General features: G+C 57.3%; 18 protein-coding genes. 7 read left to right on the top strand and 11 right to left on the bottom strand.

Annotated elements, in window-relative coordinates; all coding sequences use genetic code 11:
• The first annotated feature begins 1 nt into the window (after nt 1).
• The 5 genes from nhaA (at nt 2) to HY028_10915 (ending at nt 7,092) form a co-directional block, all read left to right on the top strand.
• Nucleotides 2–1,405 carry a Na+/H+ antiporter NhaA gene (nhaA, locus tag HY028_10935; protein MBI3345349.1) on the top strand — a complete coding sequence of 468 codons (1,404 nt, stop codon included), beginning with the start codon at nt 2–4 and terminating at the stop codon, nt 1,403–1,405.
• A gap of 38 nt (nt 1,406–1,443) precedes the next feature.
• Nucleotides 1,444–2,949 (top strand): PAS domain S-box protein, encoded by a 1,506-nt coding sequence (locus HY028_10930; protein ID MBI3345348.1) that lies wholly within the window; start codon nt 1,444–1,446, stop codon nt 2,947–2,949.
• A gap of 12 nt (nt 2,950–2,961) precedes the next feature.
• Nucleotides 2,962–3,378: a response regulator gene (locus tag HY028_10925; GenBank protein ID MBI3345347.1), complete on the top strand. Its 417-nt coding sequence runs from the start codon at nt 2,962–2,964 to the stop codon at nt 3,376–3,378.
• 46 nt (nt 3,379–3,424) lie between these two features.
• Nucleotides 3,425–6,118: an EAL domain-containing protein gene (locus HY028_10920; protein MBI3345346.1), complete on the top strand. Its 2,694-nt coding sequence runs from the start codon at nt 3,425–3,427 to the stop codon at nt 6,116–6,118.
• Between the two features lie 107 nt (nt 6,119–6,225).
• Entirely contained in the window at nt 6,226–7,092 is an 867-nt protein-coding gene (locus HY028_10915) for a carboxylating nicotinate-nucleotide diphosphorylase (protein ID MBI3345345.1), read from the top strand.
• On the opposite strand, the gene HY028_10910 is transcribed toward HY028_10915, so the two are convergent.
• Complete coding sequence (locus HY028_10910) at nt 7,089–7,955, bottom strand: hypothetical protein (GenBank protein MBI3345344.1); 867 nt, start codon at nt 7,953–7,955, stop codon at nt 7,089–7,091. The genes HY028_10915 and HY028_10910 overlap by 4 nt on opposite strands.
• Nucleotides 7,956–7,969: 14 nt before the next feature.
• Nucleotides 7,970–8,452 carry a phosphatidylglycerophosphatase A gene (locus tag HY028_10905; GenBank protein ID MBI3345343.1) on the bottom strand — a complete coding sequence of 161 codons (483 nt, stop codon included), beginning with the start codon at nt 8,450–8,452 and terminating at the stop codon, nt 7,970–7,972.
• A gap of 78 nt (nt 8,453–8,530) precedes the next feature.
• On the opposite strand from HY028_10905, the gene HY028_10900 reads away from it, so the two are divergent.
• A complete protein-coding gene (locus HY028_10900) occupies nt 8,531–9,385 on the top strand; it encodes a hypothetical protein (GenBank protein MBI3345342.1) in 855 nt (284 codons plus the stop codon).
• 209 nt (nt 9,386–9,594) lie between these two features.
• Here HY028_10900 and HY028_10895 read toward each other — a convergent pair whose 3' ends face one another.
• The 8 genes from HY028_10895 to glgC form a co-directional block, all read right to left on the bottom strand.
• Nucleotides 9,595–10,254 (bottom strand): methyltransferase domain-containing protein, encoded by a 660-nt coding sequence (locus HY028_10895; protein ID MBI3345341.1) that lies wholly within the window; start codon nt 10,252–10,254, stop codon nt 9,595–9,597.
• Between the two features lie 169 nt (nt 10,255–10,423).
• On the bottom strand, nt 10,424–11,053 hold the full coding sequence (locus HY028_10890; protein ID MBI3345340.1) for a MarC family protein: 630 nt from the start codon (nt 11,051–11,053) through the stop codon (nt 10,424–10,426).
• Nucleotides 11,025–12,119: a hydrolase gene (locus tag HY028_10885; GenBank protein MBI3345339.1), complete on the bottom strand. Its 1,095-nt coding sequence runs from the start codon at nt 12,117–12,119 to the stop codon at nt 11,025–11,027. Before HY028_10885 ends, HY028_10890 begins: the two co-directional genes overlap by 29 nt.
• A gap of 146 nt (nt 12,120–12,265) precedes the next feature.
• A complete protein-coding gene (locus HY028_10880) occupies nt 12,266–12,556 on the bottom strand; it encodes a type II toxin-antitoxin system RelE/ParE family toxin (GenBank protein MBI3345338.1) in 291 nt (96 codons plus the stop codon).
• Nucleotides 12,553–12,744 carry an addiction module protein gene (locus HY028_10875; GenBank protein ID MBI3345337.1) on the bottom strand — a complete coding sequence of 64 codons (192 nt, stop codon included), beginning with the start codon at nt 12,742–12,744 and terminating at the stop codon, nt 12,553–12,555. Before HY028_10875 ends, HY028_10880 begins: the two co-directional genes overlap by 4 nt.
• 92 nt (nt 12,745–12,836) lie before the next feature.
• Nucleotides 12,837–14,324, bottom strand: coding sequence for a 4-alpha-glucanotransferase (malQ, locus tag HY028_10870; GenBank protein ID MBI3345336.1), 1,488 nt, complete (start codon nt 14,322–14,324; stop codon nt 12,837–12,839).
• A gap of 5 nt (nt 14,325–14,329) precedes the next feature.
• Nucleotides 14,330–16,078, bottom strand: a complete 1,749-nt coding sequence (locus HY028_10865; GenBank protein ID MBI3345335.1) for a glycoside hydrolase — start codon at nt 16,076–16,078, stop codon at nt 14,330–14,332.
• Entirely contained in the window at nt 16,068–17,354 is a 1,287-nt protein-coding gene (gene glgC / locus HY028_10860; GenBank protein MBI3345334.1) for a glucose-1-phosphate adenylyltransferase, read from the bottom strand. The genes HY028_10865 and glgC overlap by 11 nt, the downstream gene beginning before the upstream one ends.
• Before the next feature lie 154 nt (nt 17,355–17,508).
• On the opposite strand from glgC, the gene glgB reads away from it, so the two are divergent.
• Complete coding sequence (gene glgB, locus HY028_10855; protein MBI3345333.1) at nt 17,509–19,689, top strand: 1,4-alpha-glucan branching protein GlgB; 2,181 nt, start codon at nt 17,509–17,511, stop codon at nt 19,687–19,689.
• A 117-nt stretch (nt 19,690–19,806) separates the two neighbouring features.
• Here glgB and HY028_10850 read toward each other — a convergent pair whose 3' ends face one another.
• Nucleotides 19,807–20,010, bottom strand: coding sequence for a hypothetical protein (locus HY028_10850; protein ID MBI3345332.1), 204 nt, complete (start codon nt 20,008–20,010; stop codon nt 19,807–19,809).
• Nucleotides 20,011–20,016 lie beyond the last annotated feature (6 nt).

Raw genomic sequence — 20,016 nt, 5'->3', positions numbered from 1 at the left:
AATGCACGACAAACCACAAATCGAGAAAACAGAAGCGCCCCCGGCGGACGAAACCAAACCGGGCGTGTATCTCGCCCCTTGGGAGCGCTCGTTCAGAAAAATCATCTCTCCCTTCGAAGAGTTCATCAAGAACCAGACCACCGCCAGTGTCATCCTGATGGTCTGTCTGGTCATCGCCTTGATGATCGCAAATTCTCCCCTGGCGGACATTTATCAACGGATCATCACTATGCCGATCGCCATAACGGCCGGTGATTTCGTTTTGGAAAAAAGCGTCCATCACTGGGTCAATGAAGGCCTGATGGCGCTGTTTTTTTTCGTGGTGGGACTCGAGATTAAGCGCGCCATCCTGGTCGGAGAACTTTCCAGTCCCCGGAAAGCCGCGTTACCCATCGTGGCGGCGCTGGGCGGGATGATCGCCCCCGCGTTGCTGTATTACGGGGTTAATCCTGAAGGCTTTGCTTCGCGCGGCTGGGGGATTCCCATGGCCACCGACATCGCCTTTGCGGTCGGGGCGCTGGTGCTGCTCGGCCGCCGTATTCCCCGCTCGCTGGTGATGTTTCTGGTGGCGCTGGCGATTGCGGATGATTTGGGCGCGGTGTTGATCATCGCGCTGTTTTATACGGAACAGATCGCCGGCCTTTATCTGGTTGCGGCGCTCGCGCTGTTTCTGCTTCTGATCGTGTTCAACCTGGGCGGAATCCGCCACCCCGTGCCGTACTTTATCATCGCCTTTTTACTCTGGCTGATGCTGCTGAAATCGGGCGTGCACGCCACCATCGCCGGTGTGCTGGGGGCCTTCACCGTTCCCGCGCGCTTTAAATATGACACCGCGCGTTTCAGCCGCCATATCCGCGAGCTTATGGATCGCTTCGACGCAAATCAACGCCCCGATAGGGACATCCGCACCAATGATGCGCAGCGGATTATTTTACAAACCCTGGAGCGCGACATCGAATTGGTGGACACGCCGCTGCAACGCCTGGAACACCTCTATCATCTGCCGGTGGCGTTATTGGTGATTCCGGTCTTTGCATTGGTCAATGCCGGTATACCCATTGCGTTTGAAACAGCCGGAACGGCTTTGTATCATCCTGTGACCCTGGGTGTAATGTCCGGTTTGGTATTCGGCAAATTTCTTGGCATCACGGGCAGTTGCTGGCTGGCTCTTAAGTTGAATATCGGACAACTGCCGGAACACACGGAATTCCGCCACATCGCCGGCGTAAGCCTGCTGGCGGGCATCGGATTTACCATGTCCTTGTTCATCGCCGAACTGGCCTTTGCGGAGCACGCAGAGTATCTGTTGATGGCAAAATTGGGAATTTTATGCGCCTCGCTGGCGGCGGCCGTGCTAGGTTATGGATGGTTGTTAATGACCACTCGGCGAACTATGGAAACATAAAAATCACTCCAAATTATAATTACGATTTACTATTACACATGTTTGAGCACGTACTAGAAGGCAAGAGTTTCCGGTGGTTACTGGAATCCGCAACGGATGCGATGGTCGTTGTTGACCAAGAGGGCAGGATAGTCCTGCTCAATCCGCCGGTGGAAAGGCTGTTCGGATACGCGCGCGAAGAATTGCTCGGCAGAACCATTGAAGCCTTGATCCCGGAACGTTTCCATGAGATGCATAAGGTGCACCGCATGGCTTATTCATCTCATCCCAATATGCGCCCGATGGGGCTTGAGTTTGAGCTTTACGGGAGACGCAAGGACGGTGCCGAGTTCCCGGTCGAGGTGAGCCTGAGTCCACTGCAAACCGAACGTGGTCTGCTGGTCATGGCCTCTATCCATGATATCAGCCGCCGTAAGCAGGCGGAGCGGGCGCTGGCTGAGCAGGCGGTGCAGTTGCGCGAAAGCGAGGCGCGCATGCACGCCATTGTTAATACCGCAGCGGATGGTATCATCGTGATCAATGAGCACGGCATTATTGACCGCTTCAATCCGGTGGCCGAACGTATGTTCGGTTATACGGAGGCCGAGGTGATGGGGAAAAACGTCTCCATGCTCATGCCCACTCCCTACCATGAAGAACACGATGGCTACATTGCCAGGTATCTGAAAACGGGTGAAAAACGCATCATTGGGATGGGAAGAGAGGTGGTCGGTTTGCGCAAGGACGGGGCGACCTTTCCGATGGATCTCGCGGTGGGCGAGATGCGCTTTGGTGAGCGGCGCATGTTCACGGGTATTTTACGCGATATCACCGAGCGCAAGCAGGCGCAAGAGCGCCAGGCCCAACTTGTCCAGGAACTAGAGAGCGCCAACGAGGAATTAAAGAATTTCGCCTATGTGGTTTCTCATGATCTAAAGGCCCCGCTGCGGGCCATCGGTTCGCTGGCGGACTGGCTGTCAACGGATTACGCAGACAAATTTGATAGTGAAGGAAAGGAACACATGGGGTTGCTCATGAGCAGGGTGCACCGCATGGGAAACCTCATAGATGGCATACTGCAATACTCCAGGGTCGGCCGAGTCAAAGAAACGCGTGTCACAGTAGACCTCAACGCCCTGGTGCATGAAGTGATTGATCTGCTCTCACCGCCGGAGCACATCACCATCACCATCGAACATAGCTTACCGACCGTGGTCATGGAAAAGACCCGTATCCAGCAGGTTTTTCAAAACCTCTTGAGCAACGCCATCCAATACATGGACAAGGATCAGGGGGTAATCACCATTGACTGTGTGGCCGAGCAGGGCAACTGGAAATTTAGCGTGAGCGATAACGGCCCCGGGATTGAAGAACGGCATTTTGAAAAGATCTTCCAGTTATTCCAAACCCTGACGCCGCGTGATAGGGTGGAAAGCACCGGCGTCGGGCTTGCGCTGGTCAAGAAGATAGTCGAGATGTACGGTGGCAGGATATGGGTCGAGTCTAAGCTCGGCACAGGGAGCCGCTTTTTCCTCACCCTGCCCAGGGTGGCGGTAGGCAAATAAGAGGGGAACTCAATGAGGATAACCAATAAACCCATCCTCTTGGTGGAAGACGACCAGGTGGATGTCATGACGGTAAGGCGAGCCTTAAAAGAGCTGCACGTGACAAACCCGCTGGTGGAGAGGGAAAACGGCGAGGAGGCGCTGGCCTATCTGCGGGATACCCGTAATGCACAGCCGTGCATCATCCTGCTTGACCTCAACATGCCCATCATGAACGGCATTGAATTCCTGCAAGTAGTTAAGAACGATAGTGAGTTAAAGCGCCTTCCCGTCGTGATGCTCACCACATCGGAGGAACAGCAGGACAAGGTAAACAGTTTTAATCTTGGGGTTGCGGGTTACATGGCGAAACCGGTGGACTACCGGCAGTTCGTCGAGGTCATGCGCTCCATCAACACGTATTGGACCATCAGCGAAATGCCGCCATGAAGATGCCGCACGCGGTTATTGACTGACACCGTATAGGGAATTTTATATGACTAAGACGCAGATCCGGGTGTTGGTTGTGGACGATGACATCGTCGACCGCAAGGCCTGCCGCAGGGCCCTCGCGCAGCATCCGGAGTACGACTTCGTACTTTCCGAGGCCGCGACGGGCAGGGAAGGTCTGCAACTCGCTCATGCCGAACACCCGGACTGTATTTTACTCGATTACCGCCTGCCGGACCTCGATGGTCTGGAATTCCTGGCGGAATTGCGCGATGACACGGGTGAGATACCGATCCCCGTTTTGATGCTTACCGGCGCCGACAATGCGCTGATCGCCGTGGAGGCGATGAAGCGAGGCGCGCGGGATTATTTGGTCAAGGATATAGACAGGCTGTACCTCGAACTGATTCCCACCGTCATTGAGCGGGTGCTGCGCGAGCGACGCATGGTGGTGGAGAAGCGGCAGGCTGAGGAGAAGCTGAGTCAGGCTGAGGCCAAATATCGAACCCTGGTCGAGCAGATTCCGGCGATTGCCTATATTGCGGCGCTGGACGAAGCCGGCGCCGCACTCTATATCAGCCCGCAGATTAAGGCTCTGGGTTTCTCCAAAGAGGAATGGCTCGCCGACCCGCAAATCCGTCTCAAGCAGATTCACCCGGATGACCTCGCGCGCGTTATGGAGCAGTTCTCGCTGAGCCGTACCAGCGGCAATCCGCTGAACTGCGAGTATCGGATGTTTGCACGCAATGGATCCCTATTGTGGCTCCGCGATGAGGCCAATATCGTGCGTGACGAAGCGGGCCAACCCCTGTTTCTGCAAGGTGTCCTTGTGGACATCACCGAGAGCAAGCAGGTGGAGGAAGAACTCCGGCAACACCGTCACCGTCTCCAAGAGTTGGTGGCCAATCGTACCGCCCTGCTGGAAAAGCGCACTGCCCTGCTGGAGTCGGCCAACGCCAATCTGGCCAAGGAGCTCGAGGAACGCAGACGGGCAGAGCTTGCGCTGTTTGAGGAGAAGGAGCGTGCGCTGGTCACGCTTGAGTCTATCGGCGACGCCGTTATCACCACCGATGCCAGCGGCGTTATCAGTTATCTTAATCCAGTTGCCGAGCAGTTCACCGGGTGGACTAACACGGAGGCGCGCGGACAGCGCCTGGAGCAGGTCTTCAATGTCGTCAGCGAGGCCGCGCGGGAGCCGATGGAAAGCCCGGTGATGCGCTGCCTGCGCGGGGGGCATGACACGGCTCTGGTCAACCACAGCATACTCATTCGCCGCGATGGTGCTGAAATGGGCATCGCCGAGCGGGCATCCGCCATTCACGATAAGGAAGGAAAGATTGCAGGCGCCGTTATGGTATTTCGCGATGTGACCCAGGAGCGCAATCTGGCTCAACAACTGTCCTACCAAGCCACTCATGACCCGCTCACCGGTCTCGTCAACCGCCGGGAGTTCGAGCGGCGTATGGAACGGGTCTTGGCGGGCTCTCGTGAAGACGGCTCCGATCATGCACTGTGTTATCTAGACCTGGATCAGTTCAAGTCGGTCAATGACGATTGCGGGCATACCGCTGGAGATCAACTGCTGGTTCAACTGAGCGCCATGTTGCAGGCAAGGATGCGGCAAAGAGACACGCTTGCCAGGCTGGGTGGGGATGAGTTTGGCATTCTGCTGGAGCATTGCCCGGTGGATCAGGCATGGCGTGTCGCCGAGGAGCTGTTAAGGGCCGTTCAGGATTTCAGGTTTGTGTGCGAGGGCAAGACCCACACCGTAGGGGTTAGTATTGGCCTCGTCGAGGTCCGGGGGGGCGAGGAAAATCTCGCCACCGTGCTGAACGCCGCCGACACAGCCTGCTACCAGGCGAAGAGACAAGGGCGCAATCGTGTCTATCTTTACCAGGCAGAGGACATCGGGCTCGCGCATCGGCGCAGTGAGCTGGAGTGGGTATCCTGCATCACTCAATCTCTCAATGAGGACGGGTTCCGGCTGTATTATCAATCTATCGGCGTGCTCATCCCTCATGGCGGGGATCGCCCTCTCTATGAGATTCTGCTGCGCATGGCGGATAAAAATGGAGAGCTTATCCTGCCTGAAGTATTCATGCCCGTTGCCGAACGTTACAATCTGATGCCGGCGCTAGACCGCTGGGTGGTGCGCCACGTCATTTCCTTATTGGCCGGCATGCATCTTAAAGACAAAGGAATAAATGCCCCCATCTACTCGATCAACCTTTCCGCGGCCTCGTTGACTGACAACTTCACCCTGGATTTTATCGGCGAGCAGCTCGCTGAATACGATGTCCCGGCTCATGTGCTGGGCTTCGAAGTTACCGAGACGGTGGCTTTGGCCAATCTTACCCACGCAACCCATTTCCTAAACAAGCTCAAAGAGTTGGGCTGCTGCACTACCTTGGATAACTTTGCCGGGACCTTTTCCACTTTCGCCTCTCTGAAAAATCTGCCGCTGGATTTCCTTAAGATCAGCGGCTCGATTGTGAAGGATATCGCCGATGACCGCGTTGCTCAGGCGGTGGTTGAAGCCGTCAACCAAATCGCACATGTCATGGTGATCCAAACCGTTGCCCAGCGTGCTGAGAGCGAGGCCATACTCGGGACGCTAAGGAGACTCGGGGTGGATCATGCGCAGGGCTATGCCATCTCCATTCCCCTCCCTCTAAATGAAGCCGGTAAAGGATCAGGAAAGCCATTTGACGGCGCAGCAGCGTGTCTGACAGGATGTTGAAAAAGCCCATCCATGGGCTTTTTCAACTCGCCAAACAAAAAGTGCGATTTTTGCTTGGCTCCATTTTTCAAGCACCTACACCGCGCTTGAAAAATGGCGGTGCATCCATGCACCGCACGCAGGCTGTTTTTCAACAGCCAGTTAACACTCCGGTAGAGAAGGAAATAAACCCTGCTGTGCACCGTGCTCTTGCTGAGGACATCGGCAGCGGTGATCTCACTGCGGCGCTGATTCCAGAGAGTGCGGTAGCCGAGGCGCGGGTCATCAGCCGCGAAGCAGCTATATTGTGCGGTACGGCCTGGTTCGATGCGGTATTTCATGAACTGAGCCGCCCCGTGGAGATCAACTGGCGAGTGCGCGATGGTGAATATACGACAGCCGGTCAAACAGTATGCACGCTGCGTGGCCCTGCCCGCGCCTTGCTCACCGGCGAACGTACCGCGCTGAATTTTCTGCAAACGTTGTCCGGTATCGCGACCGTTGCGCGCCGCTATGCGGATGCAGTCCGAGGCACCGGGGTGAAGGTGCTGGATACCCGCAAGACCTTGCCGGGCCTGCGCTATGCCCAGAAATACGCCGTGCGATGCGGGGGTTGCTATAACCACCGTATGGGGTTATACGACGGCGTCCTGATTAAGGAAAATCACATCCGTGCTGCGGGCTCAATCACAGCGGCGCTGCGCGCCGCTCAGGATCTCGCTAACGGTGCTTTGGTCGAGATCGAAGTGAGAACGCTCGAGGAACTGCGCGAGGCGTTAGAGGCGGGCGCAAAACGCATACTGCTGGATAATTTCACTCTGGATGATTTACGCCGGGCGGTGGCCGAGAATCACGGGCGCGCAAAATTAGAAGCTTCGGGCGGCGTCACTTTGGAAAATATCCGCCTTATCGCGGAAACAGGGGTGGATTTTATCTCAGTGGGCGATCTCACCAAAAATATCAAGGCAGTGGATTTGACTCTGCTTTTTTCCTAAACCCGATAACCGCGCGTCACTAACTCGGACTTGGCCTCCAGCGCCAGCAGTATCATCTCGAGATCGCCTTCCCAGTCGTAGCCCTGTCCCGCCTCCATGCTCGTCCAGTGCTTCAGATCGTGATAGGGTTCATCGGCGTAAATCTTGACGTGCCGGATTTCTTCGATACTGGGACTGAGATCCGGCCATATGCTGTGAAACATATTCTCGGGTCGCTCGAGAGACCACTCCTCAATGAGCCGGTAGCGCGCGGGCAAATTGGTAAAGGCCTCGGACGTGCCGGTCTGCGGAACGCCGGTGGACTTGTCGACGTGATCGGTGTGCACGTAGACGATGAGCTTGGGCTCGTGCTTGATGATCTCCGGCGTCATGTTGACGCCCGAAGGCATCCACGATGAGAAGGCCACGTCGAAGGGGAAGGTGACTTCCTGCAAGGCCATGGTGCGCATTTCATAGCACGATGCGTCATAGAAATCGGCGATCTGATTAGGTTTCGCTTGAGGGTCACGCAGACCGATGATCCTGAAGCCCTCGCGCGCAAGCAAGCTGCCGATGAATCCGTTCCCCGCGTGCAGGTCGCAGATGACGGGATTTTCCGCCACCTGGCGTATGTAGTAGGCAATGGTGCGGATCTCTCCGCGCAGCGGGTAATAAGGCGCCACCGTGGGACCGGACACTTTCGGGTCGCGGTCGGGGTTGCTGAATACCAGATAATGCAGCGGCAGGCCCTTGATGCGTTCATCAAAGGGCAGAGTGGCATCCCAGGCGGGATGCAGCTTTTGCTGGAATGCAAAAATGCGATTGAACATCTCATCGGTAAAGTACTCCATCGCACGGAGCTTTTCAAATTTTTCAACGTCCATAAGTGCAGAACCTCTTATCGCCATACCCAGGCCGCGGCCTGCAGAAGTATTCCGGCATAGAGCGCGGCGAGCGCATCGTCGAGCATGATGCCGAGGCCGCCCCTGATACGGCGGTCAATGAGGGCGATCGGCCAGGGTTTCCAGATGTCGAACAGCCTGAACAGTGCAAAGCCAAGTATCATCCAGCCCCAACCCTTGGGCGCGGCGGTCATGGTGATGAGGTAACCTACCACCTCATCCCACACGATACCGGGATGATCGTGTACGCCCAGGTCTCGCGCCGTGCCGTGACATAGCCACACGCCGAGTCCAAAAAAGAGCGCGGTGTGGACTACATAGAACCAGAGCGGCAGACCCTGCGCCGCCAAATAGATCAGCACGCCGAGCAGTGTCCCGAAGGTGCCCGGCGCATAGGGCAGGGCGCCCAGGCCGAAGCCGAACGCGGAAAAGTGCTTCAGATTGGACCCTATGCTGGGCGGAGTCGGGTGGTGGCTCATCTTGAAGAGTAAGGAAGGAACTGGTCACGGCTGGCAAGGTCATATAGGATACCCTATCGCCGTATTTCGGACTAGCTTATGGGCCTGACTTTTTCCCGCAAAATCGCCGTGCTGTATTGCGCCGCAGTGGTGCTGTGCGCTCTGGGTTCGCCCGCGTATTCGGAAGAATCGAAGCTGGAGGTCATCGCCTTAAAGCATCTGACCTCTGAACAGGCGGTGAATCTGCTGAAGCCGTTGCTCGACAAGGAAGGTGCGATCAGCGGCATGAATAATCAACTGGTCGTGCGCACTACGCCCGGAAATCTTGAACAAATCAAGCAGGCGCTAGCCGCCCTCGACGTCGCCCCGCATCGCCTGATGATTACCGTCAAGCAAGACGTGCACAGAAGCCGTGAGACCAGCGCAGCCGAAGTGTCCGGCCATATCCGCAGCGGCGAGGTTGTGACGACCGTGGGTAGAGATGACCCGCGCGAGCAAGCGGGAGCGGAGGTGCGCATCACCCGCACCGACGCGCTGCGAGACGATCGAAATACGCAGCAATTGCAAGTGTTGGAGGGGACTGCTGCCTTCATCGAAATCGGCGAATCGGTACCGGTCGCCGAGCCCGGTTTTATTCTTACCCCGCAGCCGATTGTATACAACAGCATCAGTTATAAAGATCTCACTACCGGATTTAGTGTGTTGCCGCGTATTCATGGCGATGAAGTGACAGTAGAAATCGCGCCGCACCGCGCCGTTCTAAGCCAGGAAGGCGGTGGCAAGATTGACATTCAAGCGTCACACACCACCGTCAGCGGAAAGCTCGGCGAGTGGCTGGACCTCGGTGGCGCGGTACAGAGACAGAGTTCGGCCGAAGGGGGTATCGTCTACTCCACTCGCGGTCTCAGCAGCGAGCAGAGCAGGGTGTTGATTAAGGTAGAAAAGCTGTATTAGCAGGCTGTTGAAAACAGCCTGCGTGCGGCCCATGGATGGGTCGCCATTTTTCAAACACGCCGTATGTGTTTGAAAAATGAAGCAAGGCGAAAAGCACATTTTTCGCTTTGTGCCGGGCAGGACGCCCCAATGCCGCGCGCGCACGGATGCGCAGGAGCGGCCGGGTTGGAAAAGCCCACGGAAGGGCTTTTCCAACAACCTACTGGCGATCAGGCCGTAGCCTGAGCCGGCATGCCGTCGTCCAAGATGTCTTTATTGTTACGCGCCTCGAGCAGACTCCAATAGCCAAACAAATTCACAGAGTGATGTTCGATGATGTCGAGTTGGGTGTCCAGCACAAAGGTCTCCAGCGAAAAGTCAGGCCGGAATCCCAGCAGTCCGGAAAAGGGTGCAATCAGACGCTCGAAGCGTGAGATGAACGGGTTGGTATGTTGGAAATGATTGACGATGTACAGCCTTCCCTCCGGTTTGCAGACGCGCCGCATTTCGTTGACCAGTTTGATGGGATGAGGCACGACGGAGGCCACATACATGGCGACGACCTTGTCAAAACTGTTGGCCGGATAGCTCATCTGCTCGGCATCCATCACCGCCAACGAGGTTACATGATTCAGGCCGAACCGTTCTTTGCGATCGTGCGCCTTCTGTAACATCTCCGGCGAAATATCAATGCCTATCACCTCCACATCGCGCGGATAAAGGGGGAGCGACAGGCCGGTACCGACCCCGACCTCCAGGATACGGTCGCCCGGCCGGCAGTTCATGCTATGGATGACCGCCTCGCGGCCCGGGTGCATTACCTGGCCGAAGCCAAAATCATAAAGGCCCGCGTAACGGCGATAGGCCTTACGAACAGCGTCTATATTCAAGTGGGCGCCCCCTCTTTTTTGGTTAGCAGGTGCATTTTGGTTGGTCCGTCTTTATGAGGGCGGCAACCCGTTGTGCCTTACCCCTAATGAAGCCAAGAAATGAATCTTCTGTCAAGAGATAATGCATATCTCCGCTAAGATCTCAGAATTCAGACAGAGGTTAGACCTTCTAACCGGCAAACGTTGCACTAATCCCTTTCAGTACAAACTCCGCGGCGAGCGCCAGCAGCAGCATACCCATGATGCGGGTCGCCACGCGCGCGCCTGTGGGCCCCAGTTTATCAAATAACGGCCCCGCCAACCGAAACAGAATATACAGCACAAGCGCGGTGACCAAAATAGTAGAGCTGAGCTGAATGTGGCCGCTGAGGTTCCCTTGTTGCTGCTGGGCATACAGGATGACGGTGGTAATCGTCCCCGGCCCCGCGAGCATGGGGATGCCGAGCGGGACGATGGAGATGTCCTCGCGATGCACGTATTCCTGCCCCTCCGGAGTGGTCTGGATGCGTGAGTGGGTGGCGTGCAGCATGGACCAGGCCATCGAGGCCAGAATTAGCCCGCCGGCTACCTGGAAGCTCGGCAGGCTGATGCCGATCACGCTGAATAAGTATAAACCGCTGTACTGGAAAAACAGCAGTGTCACGATGACCGTGATAATCATGCGGCGCAGTATCCTGTTGCGCTGTTGAGCCGTCATGTCGCGGGTGAGTGAAAGATACAACGGCATGACGTCAATCGGCGCCAGCACCACGATCAGTGAGACCAGTTGTTTACTTAATTGGATGTAGTCCAGGGTCATGACCGGTTTCCGAGGAGATAGGCGCTGCATCCGCCTGATCGGGCAACCACTCCGTGTCGTCATCCCACTCTTTTCTATCCGGGATGGACGCAGCCAGGGAGGATAAAATAAAGCCCGGTATGCGCTGCTCCAGCCAGTAACAGGACTTCCACGGTGAGTCGCCGCTAATGAAACCGACATGGCCGCCACGGGCCGAGAGTTCCAGGATGACGGAAGGGGAAAGCTGGTCCTGTTGCGGGATGGCTGCGGGCGTCATGAACGGATCATCGGCGGCGTGCAGAATCAAAGTCGGGATGCGGATATGCTTGAGGTACCGGCGGCAGCTCGATTGCCGGTAATAGTCGTCCGCGCCGGCAAACCCATGCAGAGGCGCGGTGACGGCGTCGTCATACTCTGTAAACGTGCGTAAGTTTTCAAGGTTATCCAGCGCGATGGGTGCTGGCATGTGTCTAAATTTTTTTTCGACAGAGAAGCGCAGGGAGCGCAGCAGGTGATGTTGATAAACCTGCGAAAAGCCGCGCTCCAGGCGCCATGCCGAGTCGCTGAGATCAAAGGGCGCACTGACCGCGACGGCGGCTTGCAGCGGCGCATTGACTCCCTGTTCGCCCAGCCACTTTAACAGCACATTGCCGCCTAAAGAGTAACCGATGGCGGCAAGCGGCGTGCCGGGTTCGCGCTCGCGCAGGATGTTGACCAGGGCGTTTAAATCACCGGTATCGCCCGCATGATAGAAGCGGGGCAGGCGATTGGACACGCCGCTGCAACCGCGAAAGTGCATGAATACCGCACGCATGCCGCGTTTCTGTAGGGCGGTCATGATTCCGCGTGTATAGAGCGAATTGAGCGAGCCTTGCAGGCCGTGCAGCACAATCACGAGCGGTCCGGAGCCGCCGGGTGTCCAGTCCAGGTCTATAAAATCGCCATCCTGCAATTCCAGCCGCTCACGCCGCGTCACCGGTTTGGGGATGCGGCGAATGACGCTCGCCCAAAGGGTTTGCAGATGTCCGTTGGATAACCACCATGCAGGGACAAATGCGCTGTGACGAATTTGACCGGTATTCGGCATGTTGGAGGTGTTCCTCATTTTTTGTCGGATCGCTTTAGGGGAAATTCTGAAAAATATATCGTCAACCGCCAAGGTCACCAGAAAAAGCTCGAATTGTAAGGAAAAATTCTTGGCGTCTTGGCGGTTCAATACCGATTGATCAGACGTCATTTGAGACGTTTCTTGATCCTGGACGGCTTACTGCGACAATCAAGTACCGCATGAATCCGAATAATTTGTGAATCAATGCTGTAGTAAACAGCAAAGGGAAAGCGTTTAGAAAGACAACGGTACAGCCCATAAACTACCCGGTGAACACCGGCAAATACGAGTAAGGAATCTATATCGGAGTAGAGTGAGTCAAGGAAATAACCGCCGAGCCCCGTGGCTTGTTGCTCATAGAATCGGTAGCCATCGAGAAGATCTTCATCCGCGCCGGAGAGAATCTCGATCTTCACGAGGTGCGGCGGCGAATATCCGTCTTGGCGTGCTCCCAGTCCAAAAAAACTGCTTCACCGGAAGCAATCCGCTGCTGCCGTTCGCGCAACACCTCTTCGTGCCAGGCGGGCGACTCCAGGGTGTCAGGGTTGCGGCTCAGGTCATCCCATAGAGCCTCCATCGCTTGCAGTTTCTCGGCAAGGCTCATTTCACTCAATGGAAGGGTTAGCATCGGCATAAACAAATCATACACAAACAGGTGCCGGGAATCCAGTTAGCAGGCTGTTTTTCAACAGCTTGCTAACTCCGACCGTAAAGCCGGGTGAGATGTTGCAGCCGCTCGGGGACGTCCGGCGTGACGTGCTCCCAGCTAAACTGCCACTTCCAGTTGTTTGTGATGGTGCCCGGCGTGTTCATGCGGTGTTCGCTGCCGAGACTTAAGATGTCCTGCATCGGTAACATCGCCAGGTTGGCGACGGATTCCAGCGCGGCGCGTATGAGCGGCCAGGGCATCGGTTCGCCCGGCGAGCCCAGATAATCGTCCACGTAATTTTTGGCGTCGTGAGAGAGGCTGTTGAACCAGCCAAACGTGGTGTCGTTGTCATGGGTGCCGGTGTACACCACGCAATTGTGTTCGTGTTGATGGGGAAGATAAGGATTGTGCGGCGTGCCGTCAAAGGCGAACTGTAAAACTTTCATTCCCGGCAGGCCGTATTTTTTGCGCAGGGCGACGACTTCGGTGGTGATGACACCGAGGTCCTCGGCCACCAAAGGGAGCGGGCCGAAACGCTGCTGCAGCGCGGCGAACAAGGCATCTCCGGGGACTTTCACCCAGCGGCCGTTGATGGCCGTGGCGTCGCCCGCAGGGATTTCCCAATGGGCCTCGAAGCCGCGGAAGTGATCTATGCGGAGCAGGTCATATATCTGTAGCTGGGTCTCTACGCGCTCCATCCAATAACGAAAACCGTCCTGCTGCATGCGCTCCCAGTGATAGTGAGGGTGTCCCCAGCGTTGTCCCTGCGGGCTGAAATAATCCGGCGGCACTCCCGCTACGGTGAGAGGGTGACCTGCGGCGTCGAGCTGGAAAGAATCCCGATTGGCCCAGACGTCGGCGCTGTCGTGGGCCACAAAGATCGGCATGTCACCGAACATCTGCACGCCGGAGTTATTGGCGTAGGCCTTTAAGCCCGACCATTGTTGAAAGAAGACAAACTGCTCGAAACAAACCTGGGCGATGGCTTCCTGCAAATCGAGCGCGGCCTGTTGCAGGGCCGCGGGTTCTCGATCACGCAGCGGCGTGGGCCAATGTATCCAGCCGGCTTCGTCGTGGGCCTGTTTAAGGGCCTGATACAGGGCGTAATCCTCGAGCCAACGGGCCTGTTGCGCCACGAACTCGTTTAACGCATCGTGCTCGGCCTTGGAGGACTTGTGTAAAAAGCCTTGATAGGCATGTTTTAGCAAGGTGTGACGCAGCGTGCTGTAATCTTGAGCCGGCTTCGCCAAGCTGGACCGGTCTTGCGCGCTCAGCCAGCCTTGCTCGACGAGCAGATCGAGACTGATCAACAGCGGGTTGCCGGCGTTGATGGAGGGGCTGTGGTAGGGCGAACCGTCCGGGTGGGTGGGTGAGAGCGGGAGCACCTGCCAGACCCGCAGGCCGCTGGCCGCCAGGAATTCCACGAAGCGATAGGCCTCGGGGCCGAGGTCGCCTTTGCCCAGGCGGGAGGGCAGCGAAGTGGGGTGGAGGATGACCCCGGCGCGGCGTTCGATAAGCGGGTTCGCAGGCGGCATCGCGGTTACTGTTGTGCTTTCCGCATCACGCCTCCCAGCGCGGGTTCCCCGGCGCCGCGGCTTACGGCAGCGGCCAGTTTAGACGGCGGGGTCAGGTCCAGCATACGGTAGAGGTTGGAGAGGTGCAGGCGGAACAAACGTTCGAAATCGCTGACCGCGGCGGCGGGATTGTAGTCGCCGAACCACCAGAACCAGTCCGAGCCCTCACAGAGGCCCAGTTGACGTTCGGCGGCGGCCAATTGCTCGCCGCTCAAGCGGCCGTCTGCGACGGCCCGGTCAAAGGCGCGCTTGGCCTCGCCCAGCATCTCCCAGCCGTGATTTTTATCGGCCGAACCGATCCACGTGGAGAAGGTGCCGTACACCCAGCTCCCCGCGACCAGCTTGGTGAGGCGAGGGGGCGTGGCGGCCGGGCGCCGCTGTTCCAGATAGGAGGAAAAGGTGGTGAGTTCCAACTGGGGGTGCTCGGCCAATTTTTTATAGAGGGCGCTGAGAAAATAATAGCCGTTCGCGGGATAATATTCCCACGCGTTTTCTCCATCCATGATGATGGAGACGACGCTGTCGGGCTGATCCTTGCAGGCGTCGGCGATGTTGACGAGGTGATAAATAAGGTTATTGACGGCGTCATCACTGTGCCAGGTGGCGTAAGTAAAGCCGATCAGGTCGGAGAGGCCGTCGTCGCGGAAGAAGCATGACAGCAGGGTGCCGGGAGCGAGGTAAGGCCGGTACAGCCACTGCTTGCCGTTTTGCCTTTCGAACTCCCTGGTTCCGGCCAGACTGTTGCCGAGCACCGTCTCACCGCTTGCCGCCCACAGGTAACCTTCATCGGCCAGTAACCTCAACGCCGCCGCGCTGATACCGCCCTCCGCCGGCCAGCACCCTTGAGCGTCAAAACCGAAGTGGCGGCGGAACACGGCCCGCCCTTCGCGGATATGCCAGCGTGCGCGCTCGAGACCGCCCGGATAGGAGGTATGCTGCGGCATAGGTGCGTTCGGCATCGCCTCCAGCGCGCTTTCCAGATCTATCAAAAGCGGCAGGATCGGGTGTGCGTAGGGCGTCATAGAAAGCTCAATCCGGCCGGCCTCCGCCAATCTGCGGTAACGCCCGATCACGCTGCCCAGCAATTCTCCGATCACCGCCAACAGCTTGTGACGGTCTTGCAGCGTATACCCCGTCCCCTTCTGGATGAGCCAGGCGATCCGCGGGTCTTCGCGCTGCGCGCTCTCACCCACCCAGGCGAGGTGGTACCAGGTCACGATGTCGGCCAGATATTGCTGGCTAAGATAAATAATCGTGTCAGAGTTTTCGGCCAGCGTGTCGGCGATGTTGGCCAGCCGGTGATACGGCGGAAACCGGTTGATGAAGCGCTCTTTGTTGATGCGCAGACAGGCCTTTACCAGCGCGGCGTATTGGTGCGGGTCCGTTGGACCATCGCTGCTTACCAGGGCCGCCAGCAACGGGTCGCGCAGCGGTTCGTTGCGGGTGAGATAGGCCTCGATCTGCGCCGTGTAATCGCTGATCTGCTCGAACAGAATAGGCGCGAAATTGACCACCGCCCGCGCGCCCGGGATGGTCTCCAGGTGATAGGCCATATCCACATAGTCCTTGATCGCGTGCAGATATGACCACGGCAACTGGTACTGTCCGCTGGCCAGATCCTGGTACTGCGGCTGGTGCATGTGCCAGCACAGCACGACCTTCAGACGCGATCCCTCCCTTGTTAAAGGGGAGGTGAAGGGCGGGTCAGCGGACATGATGCAGGGTTTGACCCAGCATCTCTGGAGTCACCAGCACCACCCCGCCCGGCGTGACATGAAAGCGCTTGGCGTCTTCCATGTGATCCATGCCGATCACCGTTCCGTCGGGTATAACGCAGCCTTTGTCCACCACCACCTTGTGCAGGCGGCAGTGATTGCCGATGGTGACATCGGGCAACACCACCGAATCCGTGATCGAGGAATACGAATTCACCACCACGTTGGAGAATAACAGCGAGTGACGCACAACCGCGCCCGACACAATGCAGCCTCCCGAGATCATGGAATCCACCGCCATGCCGCGCCGGTCCTCGTCATCGAACACAAACTTGGCGGGCGGCAATTGCGCCTGATAGGTCCAGATCGGCCAGTCTTCGTCATAGAGATTAAGCTCCGGCGTGACGCCGATCAGTTCCAGGTTGGCCTCCCAGAAAGCGTCCACTGTCCCCACGTCGCGCCAATAGGCGCTCTTGCCGGCCTCGTGATCGCGAAACGGGAAGGCGAGCACACGGTATTTGTTGATCAGTGACGGGATAATGTCCTTGCCGAAATCGTGCGAGGAGTGCGCGGTGTCGGCGTCCTTGATGAGCTGCTCATAGAGAAATTCGGCATTAAAGACATAGATGCACATCGAGGCGAGCGCCACATCCTCCCGCCCCGGGATAGGTTGGGGCTCTGCGGGCTTTTCCTTAAAGTCAATGACGCGTGAATCCTTATCCACCGTCATCACACCGAAGGCCTTGGCCTGCTCCAGCGGCACCTCGATGCAGCCCACCGTCATGTCGGCGCCGTTTTGCGCGTGAAAGGCGATCACGCGGCCGTAATTCATCTTATAGATCTGATCACCGGCCAGGATCAGCACATAATTCGGCTTGTGCATGCGGATAATATCCAGATTCTGGAATACCGCATCGGCGGTGCCGGAGTACCAGGAGGTCTCGATGCGCTGCTGGGCGGGCAACAACTCGACAAATTCACCGAATTCGCCGCGCATAAAACTCCAGCCGCGTTGAATATGGCCGATCAGCGAATGGGCCTTGTATTGAGTCAGGATGGAGACGCGCCGTATGCCGGAATTGATGCAGTTGGACAAGGGAAAGTCTATGATTCTGAACTTGCCTCCGAACGGCACAGCCGGCTTGGCGCGCCACAGCGTCAGGTGTCCCAGCCGCGAGCCACGGCCCCCCGCGAGGATGATCGCCAAGGTATGGCGGGCGCGGCGGCGGACGAAGGGCCGCGTGTTAGTGTTATCGGAGTGGGAGGAAGACGCCATGGGCTGATCCTTTATTTAACGTCTCTTTGCCGGAACCCATTTATGTTAGCCTGAGCGCAGATTACGCGGAGTGATGATCAATGATATGGTACACATAGAGCGAACCAGTATGCAAACCACGTACTGGCCTTTATCTTTGAAATATAGAAATAATATGAATACCGTAGCTAATCCGTCCTCCGAATTGGTACGGCTGTCAGAAGGCCGTCACCATGACCCATTCTCCTTGCTTGGGCGGCATCCTCTGGGTACGCAACAAGAGATTATCCGTGCCTATATACCGGGCGCAACCCGCGTGTTTATAGAAGGACTGAGCCAGGCATTGCCTATGCAGCCGGTAGCCGCAATCAGCGGCATGTTTGAATGGCGTGGTGAAGCCGCCAAGGTCGGCCCGCATTACGAGTTGACCTGGCAAGAGGGCGGACAGTCACGACGCGCGTACGACCCCTATTGTTTTCCACCACAAGTTCCCGACTATGATTTGCACCTTTTCGGTGAAGGGCGCCACCGGCATGCACACCGCTTTATGGGCGCACATCTCCACAGCGTGGAGGGGATCAGCGGCGTGCTGTTCGCCGTGTGGGCCCCGAACGCCGAGCGCGTCAGTGTGGTGGGCGACTTCAACAACTGGGACGGGCGCCGTTATCCCATGCGGGTGCGCGGCGGCAGTGGGGTGTGGGAACTGTTTATTCCCGGCATCGGTGCTGAAACGCTCTACAAATTTGAAGTACGCACCCAGGCCGGCTACATAGACCTCAAGACCGATCCTTACGCCCAGAGTTTTGAGCTGCGCCCGAAGACCGCCTCCATCGTGACGGCGGACTCCCCGCGTAGCTGGACGGATGCGGTCTGGATGCAGAACCGCACGGAAGGCGCCTGGCTGCATCAGCCGATCTCTATCTATGAAATTCATCTGGGCTCGTGGCGGCGCGACGAACACGGGCAGTTTCTCAACTATCGAGATCTCGCGCACCAACTCGTCGCGCACGTCAGCGCACTCGGCTTTACGCACATTGAACTCATGCCGGTCACCGAACACCCTTATGACGCCTCCTGGGGCTATCAGACCACCGGCTACTACGCCCCCACCCGCCGCCACGGCAGCCCCGACGACTTCCGCTATTTTGTGGATTACTGTCACACGCACCATATCGGCGTATTGCTCGACTGGGTGCCCGCGCACTTTCCCAGGGATCAGCATGCCCTGGCGCGTTTCGACGGCACAGCCCTCTATGAACACGAAGACCCGCGTTGGGGCGAACATCCCGATTGGGGCACGCTGATCTTCAATTACGGCCGCAACGAGGTGAAAAATTTTCTCGTCTCCAGCGCGCTCTACTGGCTGGAGGAATTCCATATAGACGGCCTGCGCGTGGACGCCGTCGCCTCCATGCTGTACCTCGATTATTCACGCAAGCCCGGCGAGTGGCGGCCCAATGTCCACGGCGGCAATGAAAATCTCGAGGCCATCGCCTTCTTGCGCGAGCTCAACACCGTCACCCACGAATATTGTCCGGGCACGCTGATGCTTGCCGAAGAATCCACCGCCTGGCCGATGGTGTCGCGGCCGGTATGGCTGGGCGGCCTCGGCTTCAGCATAAAGTGGAACATGGGATGGATGCATGACACGCTGGAGTACATGAGGCTCGACCCGGTGTACCGCCACTACCATCACGAACGGCTCACCTTCGGTATGCTCTATGCCTATACCGAAAACTTTGTGTTGCCGTTCTCGCACGATGAAGTCGTGCACGGCAAGGCCTCGCTGCTCTACAAGATGCCGGGTGACACCTGGCAGCGCTTCGCCAATCTGCGCCTGCTCTACACCTACATGTACACGCAACCCGGCAAGAAACTGCTGTTCATGGGCTGCGAGTTCGCGCAAGGTACTGAATGGGATCACACCACCCAACTGGACTGGTACGTGCTCGACTATCCAGAACATCAGGGCGTGCTGAGTCTGGTGCGCGATCTCAACCGGCTGTATCGTGAATCCGGCGCCCTGCACCGTTACGACTTCGACGCTCAAGGCTTCGAGTGGATAGACTGCCACGACGCCGCGCAATCGGTACTCTCTTATCTGCGCAAGAGCGAGGACGAAACCGTGGCCGTAGTCCTCAACTTTACGCCCATGCCGCGCCACGGTTATCGCCTCGGCGTGCCCCACCCGGGCTATTACCACACTGTTCTTAATTCAGATTCGACCTTCTACGGCGGGAGTAACTTGGGTGAAGCGGGTGTGTGGGCCGAGCCGCAGCCGTGGATGGGCAGGCCGTGGTCCATACAAATCACCCTCCCGCCCTTGGCCGGTGTGGTGCTCAGGCACAGTGGATAAGAGTCTTAATAGTAGACGGTGAGTTGTACATGCAATTAATGCTATTCACCGCAGAGGACGCAGAGAATTAAAATGATTTAGTTTTTCCTCTGTGTTCTCTGCGGTGACGGATCGCTTTTATTGACCTTTCTCAGCCTCATCCATCTTCTTGCGCTGTTCTTCCGCCTGACGGTCTATCGTCTGCTGCACGCCCTTGGCCTTGTCGAGAGCCTGGCGTTCTTCCTTGAAGATCGTCGCCGGCTGCGGCTCGGTCTTAGGCCGGTTGTCACAAGCGCTTAACAGAGTGGCGGCCATAATAACGATGAGGACAGTGATTTTCATAAATTT

It is taken from the genome of Gammaproteobacteria bacterium, assembly GCA_016195665.1.
Lineage (GTDB): Bacteria > Pseudomonadota > Gammaproteobacteria > SURF-13 > SURF-13 > JACPZD01.
The sequence above is the reverse complement of the archived record's forward strand: the minus strand, read 5'-3'. Positions and strand labels throughout refer to the sequence as shown.

Bases quoted from the DNA above. Each gene is read 5' to 3' on its own strand.
- nhaA (MBI3345349.1), top strand. From the start codon at position 2: ATGCACGACAAACCACAAATCGAGAAAACAGAAGCGCCCCCGGCGGAC.
- HY028_10930 (MBI3345348.1), top strand. From the start codon at position 1,444: ATGTTTGAGCACGTACTAGAAGGCAAGAGTTTCCGGTGGTTACTGGAA.
- HY028_10925 (MBI3345347.1), top strand. From the start codon at position 2,962: ATGAGGATAACCAATAAACCCATCCTCTTGGTGGAAGACGACCAGGTG.
- HY028_10920 (MBI3345346.1), top strand. From the start codon at position 3,425: ATGACTAAGACGCAGATCCGGGTGTTGGTTGTGGACGATGACATCGTC.
- HY028_10915 (MBI3345345.1), top strand. From the start codon at position 6,226: ATGCACCGCACGCAGGCTGTTTTTCAACAGCCAGTTAACACTCCGGTA.
- HY028_10910 (MBI3345344.1), bottom strand. From the start codon at position 7,955: ATGGACGTTGAAAAATTTGAAAAGCTCCGTGCGATGGAGTACTTTACC.
- HY028_10905 (MBI3345343.1), bottom strand. From the start codon at position 8,452: ATGAGCCACCACCCGACTCCGCCCAGCATAGGGTCCAATCTGAAGCAC.
- HY028_10900 (MBI3345342.1), top strand. From the start codon at position 8,531: ATGGGCCTGACTTTTTCCCGCAAAATCGCCGTGCTGTATTGCGCCGCA.
- HY028_10890 (MBI3345340.1), bottom strand. From the start codon at position 11,053: ATGACCCTGGACTACATCCAATTAAGTAAACAACTGGTCTCACTGATC.
- HY028_10885 (MBI3345339.1), bottom strand. From the start codon at position 12,119: ATGCCGAATACCGGTCAAATTCGTCACAGCGCATTTGTCCCTGCATGG.
- HY028_10875 (MBI3345337.1), bottom strand. From the start codon at position 12,744: ATGAGCCTTGCCGAGAAACTGCAAGCGATGGAGGCTCTATGGGATGAC.
- malQ (MBI3345336.1), bottom strand. From the start codon at position 14,324: ATGCCGCCTGCGAACCCGCTTATCGAACGCCGCGCCGGGGTCATCCTC.
- HY028_10865 (MBI3345335.1), bottom strand. From the start codon at position 16,078: ATGTCCGCTGACCCGCCCTTCACCTCCCCTTTAACAAGGGAGGGATCG.
- glgC (MBI3345334.1), bottom strand. From the start codon at position 17,354: ATGGCGTCTTCCTCCCACTCCGATAACACTAACACGCGGCCCTTCGTC.
- glgB (MBI3345333.1), top strand. From the start codon at position 17,509: ATGAATACCGTAGCTAATCCGTCCTCCGAATTGGTACGGCTGTCAGAA.
- HY028_10850 (MBI3345332.1), bottom strand. From the start codon at position 20,010: ATGAAAATCACTGTCCTCATCGTTATTATGGCCGCCACTCTGTTAAGC.